The sequence below is a fragment of the Rhodanobacter sp. sgz306013 genome (assembly GCF_057031145.1).
In genome coordinates this window covers 628385-647592 of sequence record NZ_JBXCIJ010000001.1, presented here as the reverse complement: position 1 = coordinate 647592, position 19208 = coordinate 628385, and the positions used below count along the sequence as shown (strand labels likewise).

At 68.4% G+C, this 19208-nt stretch carries 12 protein-coding genes; 6 read left to right on the top strand and 6 right to left on the bottom strand.

Going from position 1 to position 19208, the window contains the following annotated elements; all coding sequences use genetic code 11:
- Nucleotides 1–184 precede the first annotated feature (184 nt).
- Complete coding sequence (locus AC2EWF_RS02885) at nt 185–1357, bottom strand: acyl-CoA dehydrogenase family protein (RefSeq protein WP_483637845.1); 1173 nt, start codon at nt 1355–1357, stop codon at nt 185–187.
- A gap of 123 nt (nt 1358–1480) precedes the next feature.
- Between AC2EWF_RS02885 and AC2EWF_RS02880 the strand changes: the two genes are divergently transcribed.
- Nucleotides 1481–2356, top strand: coding sequence for a DMT family transporter (locus tag AC2EWF_RS02880; protein ID WP_483637844.1), 876 nt, complete (start codon nt 1481–1483; stop codon nt 2354–2356).
- 33 nt (nt 2357–2389) lie between these two features.
- Entirely contained in the window at nt 2390–3283 is an 894-nt protein-coding gene (locus tag AC2EWF_RS02875; protein WP_483637843.1) for an aldo/keto reductase, read from the top strand.
- A 75-nt stretch (nt 3284–3358) separates the two neighbouring features.
- Here AC2EWF_RS02875 and AC2EWF_RS02870 read toward each other — a convergent pair whose 3' ends face one another.
- The 4 genes from AC2EWF_RS02870 to AC2EWF_RS02855 form a co-directional block, all read right to left on the bottom strand.
- Entirely contained in the window at nt 3359–3817 is a 459-nt protein-coding gene (locus tag AC2EWF_RS02870; RefSeq protein ID WP_483637842.1) for a GNAT family N-acetyltransferase, read from the bottom strand.
- A 25-nt stretch (nt 3818–3842) separates the two neighbouring features.
- Nucleotides 3843–4757: a 5'-nucleotidase gene (locus tag AC2EWF_RS02865; RefSeq protein ID WP_483637841.1), complete on the bottom strand. Its 915-nt coding sequence runs from the start codon at nt 4755–4757 to the stop codon at nt 3843–3845.
- Between the two features lie 173 nt (nt 4758–4930).
- Entirely contained in the window at nt 4931–5692 is a 762-nt protein-coding gene (locus AC2EWF_RS02860; RefSeq protein ID WP_483637840.1) for an NAD kinase, read from the bottom strand.
- A 164-nt stretch (nt 5693–5856) separates the two neighbouring features.
- On the bottom strand, nt 5857–10797 hold the full coding sequence (locus AC2EWF_RS02855; RefSeq protein ID WP_483637839.1) for an NAD-glutamate dehydrogenase: 4941 nt from the start codon (nt 10795–10797) through the stop codon (nt 5857–5859).
- A 517-nt stretch (nt 10798–11314) separates the two neighbouring features.
- Between AC2EWF_RS02855 and AC2EWF_RS02850 the strand changes: the two genes are divergently transcribed.
- Nucleotides 11315–12484, top strand: coding sequence for an efflux RND transporter periplasmic adaptor subunit (locus tag AC2EWF_RS02850; RefSeq protein WP_483637838.1), 1170 nt, complete (start codon nt 11315–11317; stop codon nt 12482–12484).
- Between the two features lie 12 nt (nt 12485–12496).
- Nucleotides 12497–15676: a multidrug efflux RND transporter permease subunit gene (locus tag AC2EWF_RS02845; RefSeq protein ID WP_483637837.1), complete on the top strand. Its 3180-nt coding sequence runs from the start codon at nt 12497–12499 to the stop codon at nt 15674–15676.
- Between the two features lie 78 nt (nt 15677–15754).
- On the opposite strand, the gene AC2EWF_RS02840 is transcribed toward AC2EWF_RS02845, so the two are convergent.
- Entirely contained in the window at nt 15755–16915 is a 1161-nt protein-coding gene (locus tag AC2EWF_RS02840; RefSeq protein WP_483637836.1) for an acyl-CoA dehydrogenase family protein, read from the bottom strand.
- A 177-nt stretch (nt 16916–17092) separates the two neighbouring features.
- Here AC2EWF_RS02840 and AC2EWF_RS02835 point away from each other — a divergent pair, with 177 nt between their 5' ends.
- Both AC2EWF_RS02835 and AC2EWF_RS02830 read left to right on the top strand, forming a co-directional pair.
- Nucleotides 17093–18019, top strand: coding sequence for a metalloregulator ArsR/SmtB family transcription factor (locus AC2EWF_RS02835; protein WP_483637835.1), 927 nt, complete (start codon nt 17093–17095; stop codon nt 18017–18019).
- A gap of 25 nt (nt 18020–18044) precedes the next feature.
- The gene (locus AC2EWF_RS02830) at nt 18045–19127 is read left to right on the top strand and encodes a homocysteine S-methyltransferase family protein (protein ID WP_483637834.1); all 1083 of its coding nucleotides are present in this window, start codon (nt 18045–18047) and stop codon (nt 19125–19127) included.
- Nucleotides 19128–19208: the final 81 nt, after the last annotated feature.

The window sequence follows — 19208 nt, the reverse complement described above, 5'->3', positions numbered from 1 at the left end:
CTCGATGTAAATGTCGCGAACGCGCAAGACTCGGGCTCCTGGAAGCCCCTCTCCCAGCGGGAGAGAGGTTGGGATGAGGGTTCATGCTTGCGGCTCGCCGGCGCCAAGACCCTTTCGAGCGGGCGCCATCGCAAGAGCGGCCCTCACCCCTGCCCTCTTCCCGCAGGGGAGAGGGCGTTGATGGTCAGAACGCGTTGATGCCGGTCAGCTCGCGGCCCACCACCAGCTCGTGCACGGTCTCGGTGCCCTCGTAGGTGATCACCGATTCCAGGTTCAGCGCGTGGCGGATCGCGCCGTGCTCGGTGGTGATGCCGGCGCCGCCGAGGATGTCGCGGCACTGGCGCGCGATGTCGATGGCCATGCGGCAGTTGTTCCATTTCGCCAGCGACACCTGGGTGGGCTGCATGGCGCCGGCGTCCTTCAGGCGGCCGAGCTGCAGCGAGAGCAACTGCGCGGTGGTGATGCGGCGGGCCATGTCGGCCAGCTTGAGCTGGATCGCCTGGTTCGCAGCGAGCGGGCGGCCGAACAGCACGCGCTCCTGCGTGTAGTCGATCACTTCCTTCAGGCAGGCCTGCGCGGCGCCGATCGGGCCCCAGGTGATGCCGTAGCGGGCCTGCGTCAGGCAGCCCAGCGGCCCCTTCAGGCCCTTCACGTTGGGCAGGCGGTTGGCGTCCGGCACGCGCACGTTGTCGAGGAACAGCGCGCTGGTGACCGAGGCGCGCAGGCTCATCTTCTTGTGGATCTGCTGGGCGGTGAAGCCCTTGCTGTCGGTGGGCACGATGAAGCCCTGGATGCCGTCCTCGGTCTGCGCCCACACCACGGCGACCTGCGCGAGATTGCCGTTGGTGATCCACATCTTGGCGCCGTTGATGACCCAGTCGCCGCCGTCCTTCTTCGCCTGGGTCTTCATGTTGGCCGGATCGGAACCGCCATGCGGTTCGGTGAGGCCGAAGCAGCCGATGATCTCGCCCGCCGCCATCTTCGGCAGGTACTCCATCTTCTGCGCTTCGCTGCCGTAGGCGTAGATCGGGTACATCACCAGCGAACTCTGCACCGACGCGAAACTGCGCAGGCCCGAATCGCCGCGCTCCAGCTCCTGGCAGATCAGGCCGTAGCTGACGCCGCTCATGCCGGCGCAGCCGTACTTCTCGGGGATGGTGGCGCCGAGCAGGCCAAGGCTGGCGATTTCCGGAACCAGTTCGCCGGGGAAGCGCGCCTGGTCGAAGCAGTCGCCGATGATCGGCAGCACCTTTTCGTCGACGAAACGGCCGACGGTGTCCTGCACCATGCGCTCCTCGTCGGTGAGCAGCGAGCGGACGTCGTACAGGTCGAGCGGGTTCAGGCGGGCGGCAGCCATGGGCGTTCCAGTGCGAACAGGGAAACCCGGGATTCTACCCGGGGTGGCCCGTGCCGGTCATGGCGGGGCGCAGCAGACGGTCGTGCGATCATGCGAGCCCCTCCCACGCCACACGGAAACCCCATGATCAAGGGTGTGCTGCTGGGCTTCGCCAGTTTCGCGGCCTACGCGATCAGCGACGCCTTCGTGAAGGCCCTGCACGGCAGCGTGCCGCCGTACGAATCGGTGTGCATCGGCGCCGCCATGGGCCTGGCCGCCCTGCCCTTCATCATGGACAAGGGCGACCGCTGGCATGACCTGTTCGCCGCGCGCCGGCCGACGCTGTGGTGGGTGCGCGCCCTGGCCGGCGCGGTCGGCAATATCGCCTCGGTCACCGCGTTCACCCTGCTGCCGATGGCCGAGGTGTTCTCGATGATCTTCCTGATGCCGATCTTCGTGACCATCCTCTCGGTGCTGCTGCTCGGGGAACACGTGGGCTGGCGGCGCTGGACCGCGGTGTTCGTGGGCTTCGCCGGCGTGCTGGTGGTGCTGCGCCCCGGCTTCCGCCACCTGGGGCTGGGCCATTTCGCGGCGATCGCCTGCGGCGTCGCCGCGGCGGGGTCGATGGTGGCACTGCGCATGGCCGGGGGCGACGAGAAGCGCATCAGCCTGTACGGCGCCGGCGCGGTCGGCCCGCTGGTGGCCGGCGGCGTGCTGATGCTGCCGCACTTCGTATGGCCGGACCTGGCGCAATGGGGCCTGCTGGCCGGCTACGGCCTGCTCGCCGCGCTGGCCGGCGTGCTGCTGATGTACGCCACCCGGCTCGCCCACGCCAACCGCGTGGCGCCCACCCAGTACAGCCAGATGCTGTGGGCGATCGCCTTCGGCTACTGGCTGTTCGGCGACCGGCTCGACTGGCCAATGCTGGCCGGTATCGTGATGATCCTCGGTGCGGGGCTGTTCACCCTGGTGCGCGAGGAACGGGTCACCTCGTGGTGGAAACGCACCAAGATGGTCTGATTCCCCCCTGTTTCCCCTCCCAGCGAGCCTGCCATGACCCCGCCGACCCCATCCCGTCCCGACCTCGCGCTCTCCCCGATCGTTGCCGGCCTCTGGCGCATCCGCGACTGGAATCTCGACGTGGCCGGACGCGTGCACTGGATCGAACAGGCGCTGGAGCTCGGCATCACCTCGTTCGACCACGCGGACATCTACGGCGACTACCGGGCCGAAACGCTGTTCGGCGAAGCCCTGCGGGCGGCACCGACGCTGCGCCGGCGCATGCAGCTCGTCACCAAGTGCGGCATCCGCCTGCGCTCGGCCAGCCGGCCCTACCGGATCAACTATTACGACACCTCGGCCGCCTACGTGCGCGCGCAGGTGGAGCAGTCGCTGCGCAACCTGCACACCGAGCAACTGGATCTGGTGCTGATCCACCGTCCCGACTACCTGATGGATGCCGCCGCGCTGGCGGAGACGTTCCGCACGCTGACGGGCGAAGGCAAGGTGGCGCACTGGGGCGTGTCCAACCACACGACCAGCCAGTTCGCGCTGCTGCAGGCGCACCACCCACTCGCGACGAACCAGGTCGAGCTGTCGCCGCTGGCGATGGATGCGCTGGACGACGGCACGCTGGACCAGGCCCAGCAACTCGGCCTGCGCCCGATGATCTGGTCGCCGCTGGGCGGCGGCCGGCTGTTCGGCGGCGAGGACGAACAGGCCGTGCGCGTGCGCCGCGAGATGGTCGCCATCGCCGCGCGCCTCGGTACCAGCCTCGCCACGCTGGCCTATGCCTGGATCCTGCGCCATCCCGCGCGGCCGCATCCGATCACCGGCACGGGTCGCATCGACGGACTGCGCGACGCCGTTGCGGCGCTGGGCGTGAAGCTCGAAGCGGAGGACTGGTACGCCATCTGGATGGCGAGCAAGGGGCACCCCGTGCCATGACATGCGCAGCCGGGGCCGGCCTGCGCCGGGTCCGGCGGGTGAGCGTGTGAAAGCGGGCAGGCCCCCGGCATCCGGTCAGAGACGCAGCTCCATGTCGACGCGGTGCATGCCCGGCCCCCAGCCGTCGGGAACCACCTTGATCGCCCGGGCGCCGAACCTGCCGAAGAACGGCGCGGATTTGTGGCTCGCGGCGATGCAGACCAGCGCACTCCCCGAAGCGCGTGCCAAGGCCTCGACGCGATGCATGATGGCCGAGCCGATGCCCGCTCCCTGGTAACGCGGATCAAGCAGGATCCAGTTCAGGTGCTTGCGCCCCGCGCCATCACCGATGAATCCGAACGCCCCCACGATTTCCCCGTCCACCACACATACCTCATAACCCTCCGGGCCTGGCTTCAGGAAAGCCGAGTAATCCGCCCTCTCGTTCGGTGCGAAGAACTCGGGGCAGTTGGCGTCGAAAAGGTCTAGGCAAGCCGCGAAGTCGGCGACGGCGTAAGGCCTGAACCTGATGCTGGATGCTGCAAGACCTGACACGCCTCTCCCCCTTTGGGGTTCGTTGCTACCGGTTGCTCACTCCGTGCGGCACATGCCCCGTGGCCACGTGCTTGCGCGCGGATTCCACGTTGGCGGGCGAGTCGTCGAAGAAGATGTCGGCACCGAAGGCGTCGAGGAAAGGGCCCTTGTCGCGACCGCCGAGGAAAAGCGCCTCGTCAATGCGCACGCCCCAGCGGCGCAGGGTGAGGATGACGCGCTTGTGCGCAGGCGCCGAGCGCGCGGTGACCAGCGCGGTGCGGATCGGGGAATTCTCCGCGGGGAACGCCGCCTGCAACCGGTGCAGCGCGGTGAGAAAACCGCGGAACGGACCGACCGAGAGCGGCTCGTCGGCATGCTCGGTCTCGCTGCGATGGAAGGCCTCCAGGCCTTCCTCGCGCGAGACGCGCTCGCCCTCGTCGCCGAAGATCACCGCATCGCCGTCGAAGGCGATGCGCAACTGTTCGCTCATGCGCGGCGGCGCGACGCTGGGCAGGATGGTCGCCGCCGCCACGCCGGCCTTCAGCGCGCGGCCCACGTCCTCGGCGTTGGCGGAGAGGAACAGGTCGGCCTTGAACGGTGCGATGTAGTCGGAGGTGGGCGCCCCGCTGGTGAAGGCGGCGCGGCTGATCTCCAGGCCGTAGTGCTGGATCGCATTGAAGATGCGCAGGCCGGTGTCGCCCGAGTTGCGCGACAGCAGGATCACCTCCACCGGCGGCACGTCGCCCGCCAGCTTGTTGAGATCGAGCAGCTTCTGCACCAGCGGGAACGCGACGCCGGGCTTGAGGATCTCGTTCTCGTGCGCGATCTGGAAGCTGCGGTAGGCATCCAGCCCCTCGCGCTCGAACAGCTCGTGGCTGTTGCCGAGGTCGAACAGCGCACGCGAGGAGATGGCCACGACGAGACGGTTGTCGGTAGCGGCGGAAGGGTCGTGGACAGGCATGTGGGCAATCTAGCGCATGCCACGTGCATAGCGTGAGACCGGCTTCGCCGTAGGAGCGAACCCTGTGCGCGAATGCTTTTTGGCTTCGACCAGGCACCAGAGCCATCGCGCACGGGGCGCGCCAGCAGGCAAAGGCGGTACCAGACCAGCCGGGGGAGTCGGCAAAAAGCCGGTCAATCCGCGGCGAACTGCTCGTCGAGGATGCGCTGTTCCAGGTTGTGTTCGGGATCGAACAGCAGGCGCACGCCCTGCCCTTCGGCCTGGCGCACGACGACGTCGCGCACGTCGCGCACCTCGTGGAAATCGGCGGTGGCGCTGACCGGGCGCTTGCCGGGGTCGAGCACGCGCAGGCTGACCTGGGTGCGATGCGGCAGGATCGCGCCGCGCCAGCGGCGCGGGCGGAACGGGCTGATCGGGGTCAGCGCGAGCACGTTCGCGTCCAGCGGCAGGATCGGCCCGTGGGCGGAGAGGTTGTAGGCGGTGGAGCCGGCCGGCGTGGCCACCATCACGCCGTCACAGATCAGGTTGGGCAGCTTCACCGCCTCGTTGAGCTTCACCTCGATATGGGCGGCCTGGTTGCTCTGCCGCAGCAACGAGACCTCGTTGAACGCCAGCGCGCGATGGGTGTCGCCCGCGGCGTCGGTGACCAGCATCTCCAGCGGGAAAAGCTCGGCCGCGTGCGCACGCGCCACCCGCTCCGGCAGGCCGTCGAGCCGGTGCTTGTTCATCAGGAATCCCACGCGGCCGAGCTTCATGCCGTACACCGGCACGTCCAGCGCGAGATGCGCGTGCAGGGTGCGCAGCATGAAGCCGTCGCCACCCAGCGCCACGATCAGTTCCGCCTCCGTCGCCGGTACGTTGCCGTAGCGCTCCACGAGCTTGCGCCGCGCCTGCTGGGCGACGTTGGTGTCACTGGCGACGAAGGCGAAACGCATGGGCGATGGCTCCATGGGAATGCGGCCGAGCTTACCGCATGGGTGCGATGGCACGTCGAAAAAGCGAAGCCCCGGACTGGCCGGGGCTTCGGACACCACAGGGAGGTTTTCCCGGAGCCGCCCACACACCACCCCCTCCCCGAGGGGAGAGGGGGTGAAAGGCATTACACCGGCACCTGCGCCAGCTGGGCCAGCCGGCGTACCGCGACCGAGGCGATCGGGTAATCGGCGTTCTGGGTGAGGATCTCCGCCAGCATGCCGCGGGTATGCTGCAGGGTGGCGTCGTCGCGCCGCAGCCAGACCTGCACCGGGGAGGCGTCCTTGCTGCCGCCGGCCAGGGTCAGCACCTGCTGGGCCAGTGCGCGATGCTGGTGGTTGAGTTCGTCCAGCAGCGAACCGCGCGCCTGCGCATGCCAGTGGCCTTCCACCGGCAGCGCCTCGATCTGGCCGCGCAGCCACTCCAGGTCCAGCGCCTCGCCCAGTTCGTAGAACACGCTGGCGACCTTCTCGATCGGCTGGCCGCTCTGCTGCGCCACCTCGACCATGTCCAGCGCGGCACGCAATTCGGACACGCGCGCCAGCCGCACGGCCAGTTCGGCGGGCAGGCCGAGGCCTTCCCACTTTTCCTGGCTGCTGGCGAAGTCGCCCTTGCCGGTGGCGGTGAGCACCTCCGGGAGCGCCTTGCGCAATGCGCTCACGCCGGCCTGGTAGCGCTCGACGTTGGCGGCGATCTCCAGCGTGCCGCCGGGGCGGTTGAGCAGCCAGCGGGTCAGGTGGCGCAGCAGCGACCAGATCTGCATCACCGCGTCGACCTGGGTGCCCTCGGCGACCTGGCTGTCCAGCGCCTCGATCTCGGCCCACAGCTCGCGCGCGTCCAGGATCTCGCGCGCGGCGGTGTAGGCCTTGGCGATCGCCGCCGGACCTTTGCCGGTGTCCTCCTGCATGCGCATCATGAAGGTGGCGCCCATGCGGTTGATCGTGGAGTTGGTCACCGCGGTGGCGATGATCTCGCGCTTCAGGCGGTGGCGCTGCATGTGCGCGGCGTACTTCTCGTGCAGCGGCGCGGGGAAGTAGCGAACCAGTTCCTTGGAGAGGTACGGGTCTTCCGGCACGTCGGAATCCAGCAGCTGCTGGTACAGGCGGATCTTGTCGTAGGACAGCAGCACCGACAGCTCCGGGCGCGTCATGCCCTGGCCGCGCGTCTTGCGCTCGGTCAGTTCGGCCTCGCTCGGCAGGTTCTCCACCTGGCGGTCCAGCGAACCCTCGGCTTCCAGCGTGCGGATGAAATGCGCCATCGAACCGATGCGCTTCACCGACTGGTGCTCCATCAGGGTGATCGCCTGGTTCTGGCGATAGTTGTCCCACAGCACCAGCTGGCCGACCTCGTCGGTCATCGCGGCCAGCTGCCTGTTGCGGTCCGCCTCGCTCAGTTCGCCGCGCTGCACCGCGTCGTTGAGCAGGATCTTGATGTTCACCTCGTGGTCGGAGGTGTCCACGCCGGCGGAGTTGTCGATGAAGTCGGTATTCAGCAGCACGCCCTTGTGCGCCGCCTCGATGCGGCCCTTCTGGGTCATGCCGAGGTTGCCGCCCTCGCCCACCACCTTGCAGCGCAGCTCGTTGCCGTCCACGCGCAGACCATTGTTGGCGCGGTCGCGGGCGTCGGCGTGGGTCTCGCTGCTGGCCTTGACGTAGGTGCCGATGCCGCCGTTCCAGAGCAGGTCCACCGGTGCCTTGAGGATGGCGTTGAGCAGCTCGTTCGGCGCCATCTGGGTAACTTCGGGCTTGAGACCCAGCGCCGCGCGCGCCTCCGGCGAGACCGGGATGGCCTTCGCCGTGCGCGGCCACACGCCGCCGCCGGCGGAGATCAGCGACTTGTCGTAGTCCTCCCAGCTCGAACGCGGCAGCTTGAACATGCGTTCGCGCTCGGCGAAGGAACGCGCGGTGTCCGGGTTCGGGTCGATGAAGACGTGGCGGTGGTCGAACGCGGCGACCAGGCGGATGTGCTTCGACAACAGCATGCCGTTGCCGAACACGTCGCCGGACATGTCGCCGATGCCCACGCAGGTGAAGTCCTGCGTCTGGCTGTCGCGGCCCAGCGCGCGGAAGTGGCGTTTCACCGACTCCCACGCACCCTTAGCGGTGATGCCCATGCCCTTGTGGTCGTAGCCGTTCGAGCCGCCGGAAGCGAACGCGTCGCCCAGCCAGAAGCCGTGCTCGATCGAGATCGCGTTGGCGATGTCGGAGAACGTGGCCGTGCCCTTGTCGGCCGCCACCACCAGGTAGGGATCGTCGGCGTCGTGGCGCACCACGTCGTGCGGGTTCACCACCTTGCCCTCGACCAGGTTGTCGGTGATGTCGAGCAGGCCGTTGATGAACAGCTTGTAGCAGGCGATGCCCTCGGCCTGTTGCGCGTCGCGGTCGGCTGGTTGTCCGGTGATGGCCGGCGGCTTCTTGACGAAGAAGCCGCCCTTCGAGCCCACCGGCACGATCACGGTGTTCTTCACCATCTGCGCCTTCACCAGGCCCAGCACCTCGGTGCGGAAATCCTCGCGGCGGTCGGACCAGCGCAGGCCGCCGCGGGCCACCGGACCGAAGCGCAGGTGGATGCCTTCCACGCGCGGCGCGCACACCCAGATCTCGCGGTACGGCACCGGCTTCGGCAGATCGGGCACGGCATGCGAGTCGAGCTTGAAGCTGATGTAGTCGCGGTAGGCGCCGTCCCACTGCTGGAAGAAGCTGGTGCGCAGGGTGGCGTGGATCACCGCCACGAAGCTGCGCAGGATGCGGTCCTCGTCCAGGCTGGCCACGTTCTCCAGCAGCAGGTTGATCGCACCCTCGATCACCTTGACCTGTTCGGCGCGCGGCTGCGCCAGCGCGGCGGCGAGGTTGCCCACGAGTGCCGGATGCGCCGACTGCACCTGCGCCGGGATCAGCGCCGACATCTCGCCGTGCAGCAGTCCGGCGGCCGCCGTCTGCTCGTCGGCCGACAGCGACTCGCGGCGCGGGTCGAACTTGGCCAGGAACAGCTCCACCAGCAGGCCGGCGATCGCCGGGTAGCGGTTCAGCGTGTCCTCCATGTACGGCTGCGAAAAGGTGCTGCCGGCCTGCAGCAGGTACTTGCAGTAGCCGCGAAGCATCGCGATCTGGCGCCAGCCCAGCCCGGCGCCCAGCACCAGGCGGTTGAAGCCGTCGTTCTCGGCGTTGCCGCGCCAGATCTGCTCGAACGCGTGCTCGAACAGCGAGCCCACCTGCTCCACGCCGAAAGTGAGCTTGCCCACCGGCTGCACTTCGAAGTCCTGGATCGACAGCGGCACGCTGGCGCCTGGGATCTCGTAGACGTGCTCGGTGAGCACGCGCAAGCCCAGGTTCTCCAGCTGCGGCAGCACCTCGGACAGCGCGATGTCGCCGCCGGAGCGGTAGACCTTGAAGCGCAGCGTCTCCGGCGCCTTCGGCGGGTGGTAGAACGACATGCGCAATGCGTTGTCGCCCTCGAGCAGCGACAGCTGGTGCACGTCCTCGGCGGCCACCGCCGGGCTGACGTCGTCGATGTAGCCGGGCGGCAGCACGCGGGCGTAGCGGTTCGCCAGCACCACGCCCTCGTGTTCGCCGCGCTGCCTCACCAGCGCGTCGCGCACCTCGTCGTGCCAGTTGCGCACGATCGCCGCCACGCCCTGTTCGAGCGCGGCCAGGTCGTACCCGGGCTGGTCGCCGATCTTCGGCCGCAGCACGATGTACAGGCGCGCCAGCGCGGCTTCGCCCAGCAGCACCGAGGAATCGATCTGCTCGGCGTGCAGGGCCTCGCCCAGCAGCGCCTCGATGCGCTCGCGCACCGAGGTGTTGAAACGGTCGCGCGGCACGAACACCTGGCAGGTGAAGAAGCGGCCGTAGCGGTCGCGACGCATGAACAGGCGCGTGTGCGCGCGCTGGCGCAGCTCCAGGATGCCGGTGGCGATGGCGAACAGTTCGTCCGCGCTGCTCTGCAGCAGCTCCTCGCGCGGCAGCGTCTCCAGAATGTGGCGCAGCGACTTGCCGGAATACGAGTCGCGCTTCAGGCAGGATCGCGCCAGCACCGCCTCCACCTTGTGCCGCACCAGCGGCACGTCCTGCGGGCGCGCCATGTAGGCGCTGGAAGTGAAGAGGCCGAGGAAGCGCTGCTCGGACACGGCGCGGCCGTCGGCGCCGAACCTGAGCACGCCGATGTAATCCATGTAGCCCGGACGGTGCATGCGCGAACGCGCATTGGTCTTGGTCAGGATGATCGCGTCGGTCGCCCCGGACTGCGGCAGCTCGCTGGCCGCGAGCGTCTTCAGCGAGCGTGGCGCCATCGACTGCTCGCTCTTGCGCAGGATGCCCAGGCCCGAGCTGTCGATCGCGCGCAGCACGCGGTCACCGTCGGCATCGGCCACTTCGTATTCGCGGTAGCCGAAGAAGGTGAAGTTGTCGGCGGCGATCCAGCGCAGGAATTCGCCGGCCTCGCGCGCCGAGGCCTCGTCCAGCGCGGGCTTGCGCCGCGGCAGTTCGTCGGCGATCGCCAGCGCCTTGTCGCGCATCGCCGCCCAGTCGCCCACCGCCACGCGCACGTCTTCCAGCGCGGCCTCGACCTGGGCGACCAGCTGCGCCTGCTCGGCCGCATCGGCCACGCGGTCGATCTCGAAGTGCATCACCGACTCGGCCACGCCCGCGTCGCCGCCGATGCCCAGCAGCTTGCCGCCGGCATCGCGCCTTACGGTGACCACCGGATGGATCACCGCGTGGATCTGCAGGTGTGCCGAGACCACCATGCTCACCGTGTCGACCAGGAATGGCATGTCGTCGGTGACGATCTGCAGCCAGCCGTGGCCCGCGTGGCCCGTCTCGGGGTTCAGCACGCGCACCGCCGCTCGCCCTGGCGTGCGCTGCTGCATGAAGTCCAGCAGGCCGCCGGTCAGGGCAGCCCATTGCGCCGGCGCATGCAGGTTGCGATCGCCCTCCGTGATCCGCGCGAAGAAGGCGCCGATAAAAAATTGCGCCTCATCAAGGCGCGGGGTGGAGTATCCGGCGTGCTTCAACGCCTCGAAGACGGCGGACTGAAGCGGAACTTCACTGGCTGCACGAATGGCATTCATGGCATCTGCTGGTAGTGGGGACGAAAGTGACGCGACAAAGCCCCAAAAGGATACGCTCCGCGTCAGGGTGAATCCACCGCACCACCATGGTGCACAGCGTCATGAAACCGGGCCTGTCCGTACCCGCGCGCAGCGTGCGCAGGCGCACCGATGCAGCGACGAGACTGCCACTGCAACCGGCGCAGCTTTGCCTGGAGCGCGAGGCGGTGGTGTCGACGATGCGTTGCGGCAACCGCGCATCCGCGCGGCGTGCCCGCGCCGGACCGAAACGTGCCGGGCCTGGGCCGCCGGCCAGACTCGCCGGCCGGCAAAAGGCGGCGCAAGCCCTTCAATAAATTGTGAACTGTACGGTATAGTAGCGCCCCGCATGCCCGTGCCCGCTCCGTCAAGCCCGGGTCACGCTCAACCTTTGACACACGACATGCAGGTGGTGGTGCGGTCATGCTCTGAGCCTGGCGCAGGCTGGACGCGCTCCCCTCGCGACACCCCATCACGATCAGCACGCTTCGGAGTCCCCATGAAATCCCCGTCCCTGCGCGCCCCCGCGTTGTGCCTCGGCCTGCTGGCCCTGACCGCTTGCGGCAAGAAGGAACAAGGCCCGCCGCAGATGCCGCCGCCGCAGGTGGGCGTGATCACCGCGCAGCCGCAGAACGAGCCGCTGACCAAGGACCTGGTCGGCCGCCTGTCGGCCTACCGCAGCGCCGACGTGCGCGCCCGCGTCGCCGGCGTGCTGCTGAAGCGCACCTACACCGAAGGCACCGACGTGAAGAAGGGCCAGTCGCTGTTCCAGATCGACCCGGCGCCCCTCAAGGCCGCACTGGCTGCGGCCGAGGCGTCGCTGGCGCAGGCCCAGGCCACGTACACCAACGCCAAGGTCAACGCGAAACGTTCGCGTGACCTGGCGCCGAAGGGCTACATCTCGCGGTCCGACCTCGACAACGCGCTGGCTGCCGAACGCACCGCCGCCGCCGCGGTGCAGGCGGCGCGCGCCAACGTGCAGACTGCGCGCATCAACCTCGGCTACGCCAACGTCACCTCGCCGATCGACGGCCGCGCCGGCCAGCAGCAGGTGACCGAAGGTGCGCTGGTAGGCAGCGGCAGCGCCACCCTGCTCACCACGGTGGACCAGATTGACCCGCTGTACGTGAACTTCACCATGAGCGTGGCCGACATGGAGCAGCTGCGCCAGGCGCAGACCAGCGGCGGCGTCACCCTGGCCCAGCCCAACGAGGCCAGCGTGCGGGTGACCCTGCCCGACGGCAGCGCCTATGCGGAACCGGGCACGCTGGACTTCACCTCCGCCACGGTCGACCCGGCCACCGGCGCGATGAACCTGCGCGCGAAGATCCCCAATCCGCAGCACAGCCTGCTGCCCGGCATGTACGTGACGCTGCAGGCGAAGCTGGGCGAACAGCACAAGGTGTTCCTGATCCCGCAGCAGGCGGTGCTGCGCGACACCGTGGGCGCCTACGTGTTCGTGGTCGGCGCCGACGGCAAGACCAAGCGCCACGACGTCACGGCGGCCAGCATGAGCGGCAGCAACTGGGTGATTACAAGCGGCCTTGCCGCCGGCGACCAGGTGGTGGTGTCCGGCGTGCAGAACGTGCACGAAGACGCGCCGGCCAAGGCCTCGCCGTGGCAGCCGCAGCCAGCCGCGGGCGCCACCGCGCCGGCTGCCGGCAAGTAACGGAGTCCGACGATGCCAAGTTTCTTCATTGACCGCCCGATCTTCGCCTGGGTGGTGGCCATCCTGATCTCGCTGGGCGGCGTGCTGGCCATCCTCAACCTGGGCGTGGAGTCCTACCCGAACATCGCCCCGCCATCGGTCACCGTGAACGCCACCTACCCCGGCGCCAGCGCGGACACCACCGAGAAGACCGTCACCCAGGTGATCGAGCAGCAGCTCACCGGCATCGACCACCTGCTGTACTTCAGCTCCTCTTCCAGCTCCAGCGGCCGTGCCAGCATCACGCTGACCTTCGAGACCGGCACCGACCCGGACATCGCCCAGGTGCAGGTACAGAACAAGGTGGCGCTGGCCACGCCGCGCCTGCCCAGCGAGGTGACCCAGCAGGGCGTGGTGGTGGCCAAGGCCAACGCCGGCTTCCTGATGGTGGTGGCGCTGAAGTCCGACAACCCGAACATCGACCGCAATCGCCTCAACGACATCGTCGGCTCGCAGGTGCTCGACCAGATCTCGCGCGTGCCCGGCGTGGGCAGCACCCAGCAGTTCGGTTCCGAGTACGCCATGCGCATCTGGCTGAACCCGGACAAGCTGCAGGGCTACAACCTGTCGGCTTCGCAGGTCTTCGCCGCGATCTCCGCGCAGAACGTGCAGTTCGCCGCCGGCTCGCTGGGCGCAGACCCGGCCGTGCCCGGCCAGGGCCTCACCGCCACGGTGTCCACCGAGGGCCGCTTCACCACGCCCGCGCAGTTCGCGGCGATCATCCTGCGCGCCAACCCCGACGGCACCACGGTCAAGCTCGGCGACGTCGCCAGGATCAGCTTCGGCCCGGGCAACTACGGCTTCGACACCACCTGGGACGGCAAGCCGATCGGCGCGTTCGCGATCCAGCTGCTGCCCGGCGCCAACGCGCTGGACGTGGCCACCGCGGTGCGCGCGAAGATGGACCAGCTGGCACCGAGCTTCCCGCCGGGCGTGAGCTGGTTCAGCCCCTACGACAGCACCACCTTCGTCCGCATCTCCATCGACGAGGTGGTGCATACCCTGGTCGAGGCGATCATCCTGGTGTTCCTGGTGATGCTGCTGTTCCTGCAGAACATCCGCGCCACCATCATCCCCACCCTGGTGATCCCGGTGGCCCTGCTGGGCACCTTCCTCGGCATGCTGGTGCTCGGTTTCACGATCAACCAGCTGACCCTGTTCGGCATGGTACTGGCGATCGGCATCGTGGTGGACGACGCGATCGTGGTGATCGAGAACGTCGAACGCATCATGACCGAGGAGAACCTCTCGCCGAAGGACGCCACGCGCAAGGCGATGGGCCAGATCACCGGCGCGGTGGTGGCGATCACCGTGGTGCTGGCGGCGGTGTTCGTGCCGTCCGCGCTGCAGCCGGGTGCCTCGGGCATCATCTACAAGCAGTTCGCGCTGACCATCGCGGTGTCGATGGGTTTCTCGGCCTTTCTCGCGCTGAGCTTCACGCCCGCGCTGTGCGCCAGCTTCCTGCAGCCCGAGCACCACAAGAAGAAGAACGTCGTTTTCCGCAACTTCAACCGCTTCTTCGAGTGGACCACGCGCACCTACACCGGCCACGTCGGCCACGCGGTGAAACATGCGCCGCGCTGGATGGCCGTGTTCGTGCTGGTGGCGATCCTGGCCGGCTTCCTGTACACCCGACTCCCCGGCAGCTTCCTGCCCGAGGAAGACCAGGGCTACGCGCTGTCCGTGATCCAGCTGCCGCCTGGCGCCACCAAGCAGCGCACCGGCGAGGTGATGGCGCAGATGCGCGCGATCCTCAACAAGGATCCGGCGGTGGAAGGCGTGCTGCAGGTGACCGGCTTCAGCTTCATCGGTTCCAGCGAAAGCGCCGGCATGGCCTTCATCAAGCTGAAGGATTGGGCCAAGCGCGACGTCACCGCCGCCCAGTTCATCCAGCGCGCGAACATGGAGCTGTACCAGATCCATGACGCCCGCATCTTCGTGGCGAACATCCCCACGGTGCAGGGCCTGGGCCAGTTCGGCGGCTTCGACATGTACCTGCAGGACCGCGCCGGCCTCGGCCGCGACGCGCTCACCCAGGCACGCAACACGTTGCTCGGCAAGGCCAGCCAGGACCCGGTGCTCACCGGCGTGCGGCCGAATGCGCTGGAGGATTCGCCGCAGCTGAAGCTGGACGTGGACCGCGTGCAGGCACAGTCGATGGGCCTGTCGGTCAGCGACGTCTACAACGCGGTCAGCCTGATGCTGGCGCCGGTGTACGTGAACGACTTCACCTACGGTGGTCGCGTGAAGCGCGTGATCATGCAGGCCGACGCCCCCTACCGCATGGGCCCGGACGCGCTGAAGCACTTCTACACGCCGAGCACCACGCAGCAGAACGCCGACGGCACGCCGGCGATGATCCCGATCTCCAACGTGGTGCATGCGAAGTGGGAGATGGGCTCGCCCGCGCTGACCCGCTACAACGGCTATTCCGCAGTGGAAATCGTGGGCTCGCCCGCCCCGGGGCATGCCTCGGGCGAGGCGATGAACGAGATGCAGAAGATCGTCACCAACGACCTGCCCAAGGGCTACGGCTACGACTGGACCGGCCAGTCCTACCAGGAAATCCTTTCCGGTAACGCCGCCACGCTGTTGATGGTGCTGTCGATCCTGATCGTGTTCCTAGCCCTGGCCGCGCTGTACGAGAGCTGGTCGATCCCGGTCTCGGTGCTGCTGGTGGTGCCGCTGGGCTTGCTCGGCGTGGTGGTGTTCACCATGCTGCGCGGCCTGCCCAACGACGTCTTCTTCAAGATCGGCCTGGTCACGGTGATCGGCCTCGCCGCAAAGAACGCGATCCTGATCGTGGAATTCGCGGTGGCCGAGCAGCAGGCCGGGCGCACGCTGCGCGAGGCGACCATCGACGCGGCCCGCCTGCGCTTGCGCCCGATCCTGATGACCTCGCTGGCCTTCATCCTCGGCGTGTTCCCGCTGTTCATCTCCAGCGGCGCCGGCGCCAACTCGCGCCACGCGATCGGCACCGGCGTGATCGGCGGCATGCTGTTCGCCACCTTCCTCGGCGTGCTGCTGATCCCGGTGTTCTACATCGTGGTGCGGCGCCTGCTGGGCGACAAGCTGGACGGCGACGGCAAGCCGCATCCGGCCTCGGGCACGGACATGCAGTCGTTCGACTCCGATCCGCGGCGCGGGCACTGACGAAATCCAGCTACGGATGGCTGCCAGCAAAAAGCCCCGGCGCGAGCCGGGGCTTTTTGCTGTCCCGAATCCCAACGCTTATCGCAGGCCGGTCTCGTTGCGCGCGATCACGATGCGCTGGATCTCGCTGGTGCCCTCGTAGATCTCGGTGATCTTGGCGTCGCGGAAGTAGCGCTCCAGCGGCATCTCCTTGGAATAGCCCATGCCGCCGTGGATCTGCACCGCCTGGTGGGCGATCCACATCGCCGCCTCGGAGGCGACCAGCTTGGCGACGGAAGCCTCGGTGCCGAAGCGGCCGCCATTCTTCTCGGCCTCGCCCTTGGCCCAGGCCGCGCGCAGCGTGAGCAGGGTGGCGGCGTCGAGCTTGCACTTCATGTCGGCGATCTTGGCCTGGGTCATCTGGAAGCTGCCCAGCGGCTGGCCGAAGGCCTTGCGGTCGCGCGACCATTGCAGGGTGGCTTCGTATGCGGCGCGGGCGATGCCCACCGCCTGCGAGGCGATGCCGATGCGGCCGGCGTCGAGCACGCCCATGGCGATGGAAAAGCCCTTGCCTTCCTGGCCCAGCAGGTCGTCCTTCGAGCACACGTAGTCGGTGAACTCGATCTCGCAGGTGGCCGAGGCGCGGATGCCGAGCTTGGGTTCGGTCTTGCCGGCATGGAAGCCCGGCTTCTGCGTGTCGATGATGAAGGCCGACACGCCCTTCGCTCCAATACCCGGAGTCGTTATGGCAAACAGCACGATGTAGCGGCACACGGGGCCTGAGGTGATCCAGCTCTTCTTGCCGTTGATCACCCAGTCGCCGTCGTCGTTCTTCTGTGCGCGCGTGTGCATGGCCGAGGCGTCGGAGCCGGACTGCGGCTCGGTCAGCGCGTAGGCGCCGATCGCTTCGCCCTGCGCGATGGCGCGCACGTACTTCTGCTTCTGTGCCTCGCTGCCATGCTTGAGGATGCCGTTGCAGAACAGCGAGTTGTTCACCGACATCACGGTGGCGGTGGCGGCGTCGGCGGCGGCGATCTCTATCATCGCCAGCACATAGCCCACCGGGTCCAGCCCCGCGCCGCCGTACTCGTGCGGCACCTCGATGCCCATCAGGCCGAGCTGGCCCATCTCGCGGATGTTGTCCAGCGGGAACTCGCCCCTGGCGTCCAGTTCTGCCGCCACCGGCGCGATGCGCTTCTGGGCGAAGTCGCGGGCAATGGCCTGTATGGCCAACTGGTCTTCGGTAAAGCTGAAATCCATGGGGGACTCCGGTAGCGAAACGGGAATGGAAAGCCGCCCATTTTAGCCGCGGCGGCGCCCGCACCTTGTGCGGGTGCAGCAGAGCTGCACGATCCACCGCACCGCAGGTTTCGCCCTTGACGATTCCGCAGGCTGGCTCTAGCCTTTGCATCGCTTTATCGCGATACAAGGATAACGATGGATCTGGCGACCGCTTCCAGCGTGCTGCGCCTGCTGGCCGACCCCACCCGCGTGCGCTTGCTGGCCCTGCTCGAAGGCGAGGAGCTCACCGTGGCCGAGCTGGCCGCGGTGCTGCACCTGGCGCAGCCGCGCGTCTCCACCCACCTGGCCAAGCTGAAAGAAGCCGGCCTGGTGCGCGACCGCCGCGCCGGCGTTTCCGCCTACTACCGCGCCAACGCCGAGGGCGACGAACACCAGCAGGCGCTGATCGCGTCACTGCGCGAGAACATCGACGACGCCCTGCTGCGCGAGGACGCCGAACGCCTGCCCGCCGTGCTGGCCAACCGCGCCCGCGCCGAAGGCTGGGCCGACACCGTGGCCGGCGACATGGAACGCCACTACTCGCCCGGCCGCACCTGGGAAACCCTGGCTCGCGCGCTGCTGCAGCTGCTGGGTACCGGCGACGTGCTGGACATCGCCTCCGGCGACGGCATCACCGCCGAGCTGCTGGCGCCGCACGCGCACTCCATCGTCTGCGTGGACTCCAGCGAACGCGTGACCGAGGCCGCGGCGAAGCGCCTGCAGGCCTTCCGCAACGTCGAAGTGCACCGGGGCGACATGCATGCGCTGGACCTCGGCGAACGCCGCTTCGACCTGGTGCTGATGCTGCACGCGCTCACCTACGCCGAGCGTCCGGCCCAGGCCGTGGCCGCGGCCGCGCGCCTGCTGCGCCCCGCCGGCCGCCTGCTTGCGGTGACCCTGGGCAAGCACGACCACCGCGCCACGGTGGAACCGTTCGACCACCGCAACCTCGGCTTCACCGAGGCGGAATTGCGGGATTACGCGACCGCCGCCGGCCTGCAGGTGGTGAGCTGCAACCGGCTCAGCCGCGAGCGCAAGGCGCCGCATTTCGAAGTCATCAGCCTGCTCGCGCAGAAGAAGTGAGAACACCCAAGATGAGGACCGTCCGATGAGCACCCTGCCCTGGCTGCATCCCGAGCGCGTTGCCCTGCTGGAAGCCGCCCTCGCCGAACGCATCCTGATCCTCGACGGCGGGATGGGCACCATGCTGCAAGGCCACCGGCTGGACGAGGCCGGCTTCCGCGGCGAGCGCTTCGAGCACGGCCACGACGGCGAGCATGCCCACCACCACGATCACCCAGGCTGCGACCTCAAGGGCAACAACGATCTGCTGACGCTGACCCAGCCCGACATCATCCGCGGCGTGCACGAGGCCTACCTGGAGGCCGGCGCGGATCTGGTGGAAACCAACACCTTCAACTCCACCCGCATCAGCCAGGCCGACTACAAGCTGGAACACCTCGCGTACGAACTGAACCGCGAAGGCGCGAAGCTGGCCCGTGCCGCCTGCGACAAGTTCACGGCGCTCACGCCCGACCAGCCGCGCTTCGTGATCGGCGTGCTCGGCCCCACCAGCCGTACCGCCTCGCTGTCGCCCGACGTCAACGACCCCGGCTTCCGCAACGTCAGCTTCGAGGAGCTGGCGCGCAACTACACCGAGTCCGCCAGCGGCCTGATCGATGGTGGCGCCGACGTCCTGATGGTCGAGACGATCTTCGACACCTTGAACGCCAAGGCCGCGCTGTACGCGCTCGATACGCTGTTCGTGGAGCGCGGCGCGCGGTTGCCGGTGATGATCTCCGGCACTATCACCGACCGCTCCGGCCGCACGCTCTCCGGGCAGACCGCCGAGGCGTTCTACTACTCCGTGCGCCATGCGCGGCCGCTGTCGGTGGGTTTCAATTGCGCGCTGGGCGCGGACGACCTGCGCCCGCACATCCAGGTGCTTGCCGACATCGCCGAGAGCAGCGTCAGCACCCACCCCAACGCCGGCCTGCCCAACGCCTTCGGCGAATACGACGAGACGCCCGAGCACATGGCCGGCGTGATCGCCGGCTTCGCCCGCGACGGCCTGCTCAATCTCGTCGGCGGCTGCTGTGGCACCACGCCGGCGCACATCAAGGCGATTGCCGAGGCGGTGCGGAATTGCGCGCCACGTCGCCTGCCCGGTGAACAGCGGGAAGCGGCGTGACGCCGCATCGCCGCGCGTCCTGCCTCGCTCCCCTCCGGGGAGCAGGTCGGGATGAAGGGACGCGCTGGCGATGAAGCCTCG

Excerpts from the sequence above, each read along its gene's own strand:
- AC2EWF_RS02885 (WP_483637845.1), bottom strand. The coding sequence starts at position 1,357 with ATGGCTGCCGCCCGCCTGAACCCGCTCGACCTGTACGACGTCCGCTCG.
- AC2EWF_RS02880 (WP_483637844.1), top strand. The coding sequence starts at position 1,481 with ATGATCAAGGGTGTGCTGCTGGGCTTCGCCAGTTTCGCGGCCTACGCG.
- AC2EWF_RS02875 (WP_483637843.1), top strand. The coding sequence starts at position 2,390 with ATGACCCCGCCGACCCCATCCCGTCCCGACCTCGCGCTCTCCCCGATC.
- AC2EWF_RS02865 (WP_483637841.1), bottom strand. The coding sequence starts at position 4,757 with ATGCCTGTCCACGACCCTTCCGCCGCTACCGACAACCGTCTCGTCGTG.
- AC2EWF_RS02860 (WP_483637840.1), bottom strand. The coding sequence starts at position 5,692 with ATGCGTTTCGCCTTCGTCGCCAGTGACACCAACGTCGCCCAGCAGGCG.
- AC2EWF_RS02855 (WP_483637839.1), bottom strand. The coding sequence starts at position 10,797 with ATGAATGCCATTCGTGCAGCCAGTGAAGTTCCGCTTCAGTCCGCCGTC.
- AC2EWF_RS02850 (WP_483637838.1), top strand. The coding sequence starts at position 11,315 with ATGAAATCCCCGTCCCTGCGCGCCCCCGCGTTGTGCCTCGGCCTGCTG.
- AC2EWF_RS02845 (WP_483637837.1), top strand. The coding sequence starts at position 12,497 with ATGCCAAGTTTCTTCATTGACCGCCCGATCTTCGCCTGGGTGGTGGCC.
- AC2EWF_RS02840 (WP_483637836.1), bottom strand. The coding sequence starts at position 16,915 with ATGGATTTCAGCTTTACCGAAGACCAGTTGGCCATACAGGCCATTGCC.
- AC2EWF_RS02835 (WP_483637835.1), top strand. The coding sequence starts at position 17,093 with ATGGATCTGGCGACCGCTTCCAGCGTGCTGCGCCTGCTGGCCGACCCC.
- AC2EWF_RS02830 (WP_483637834.1), top strand. The coding sequence starts at position 18,045 with ATGAGCACCCTGCCCTGGCTGCATCCCGAGCGCGTTGCCCTGCTGGAA.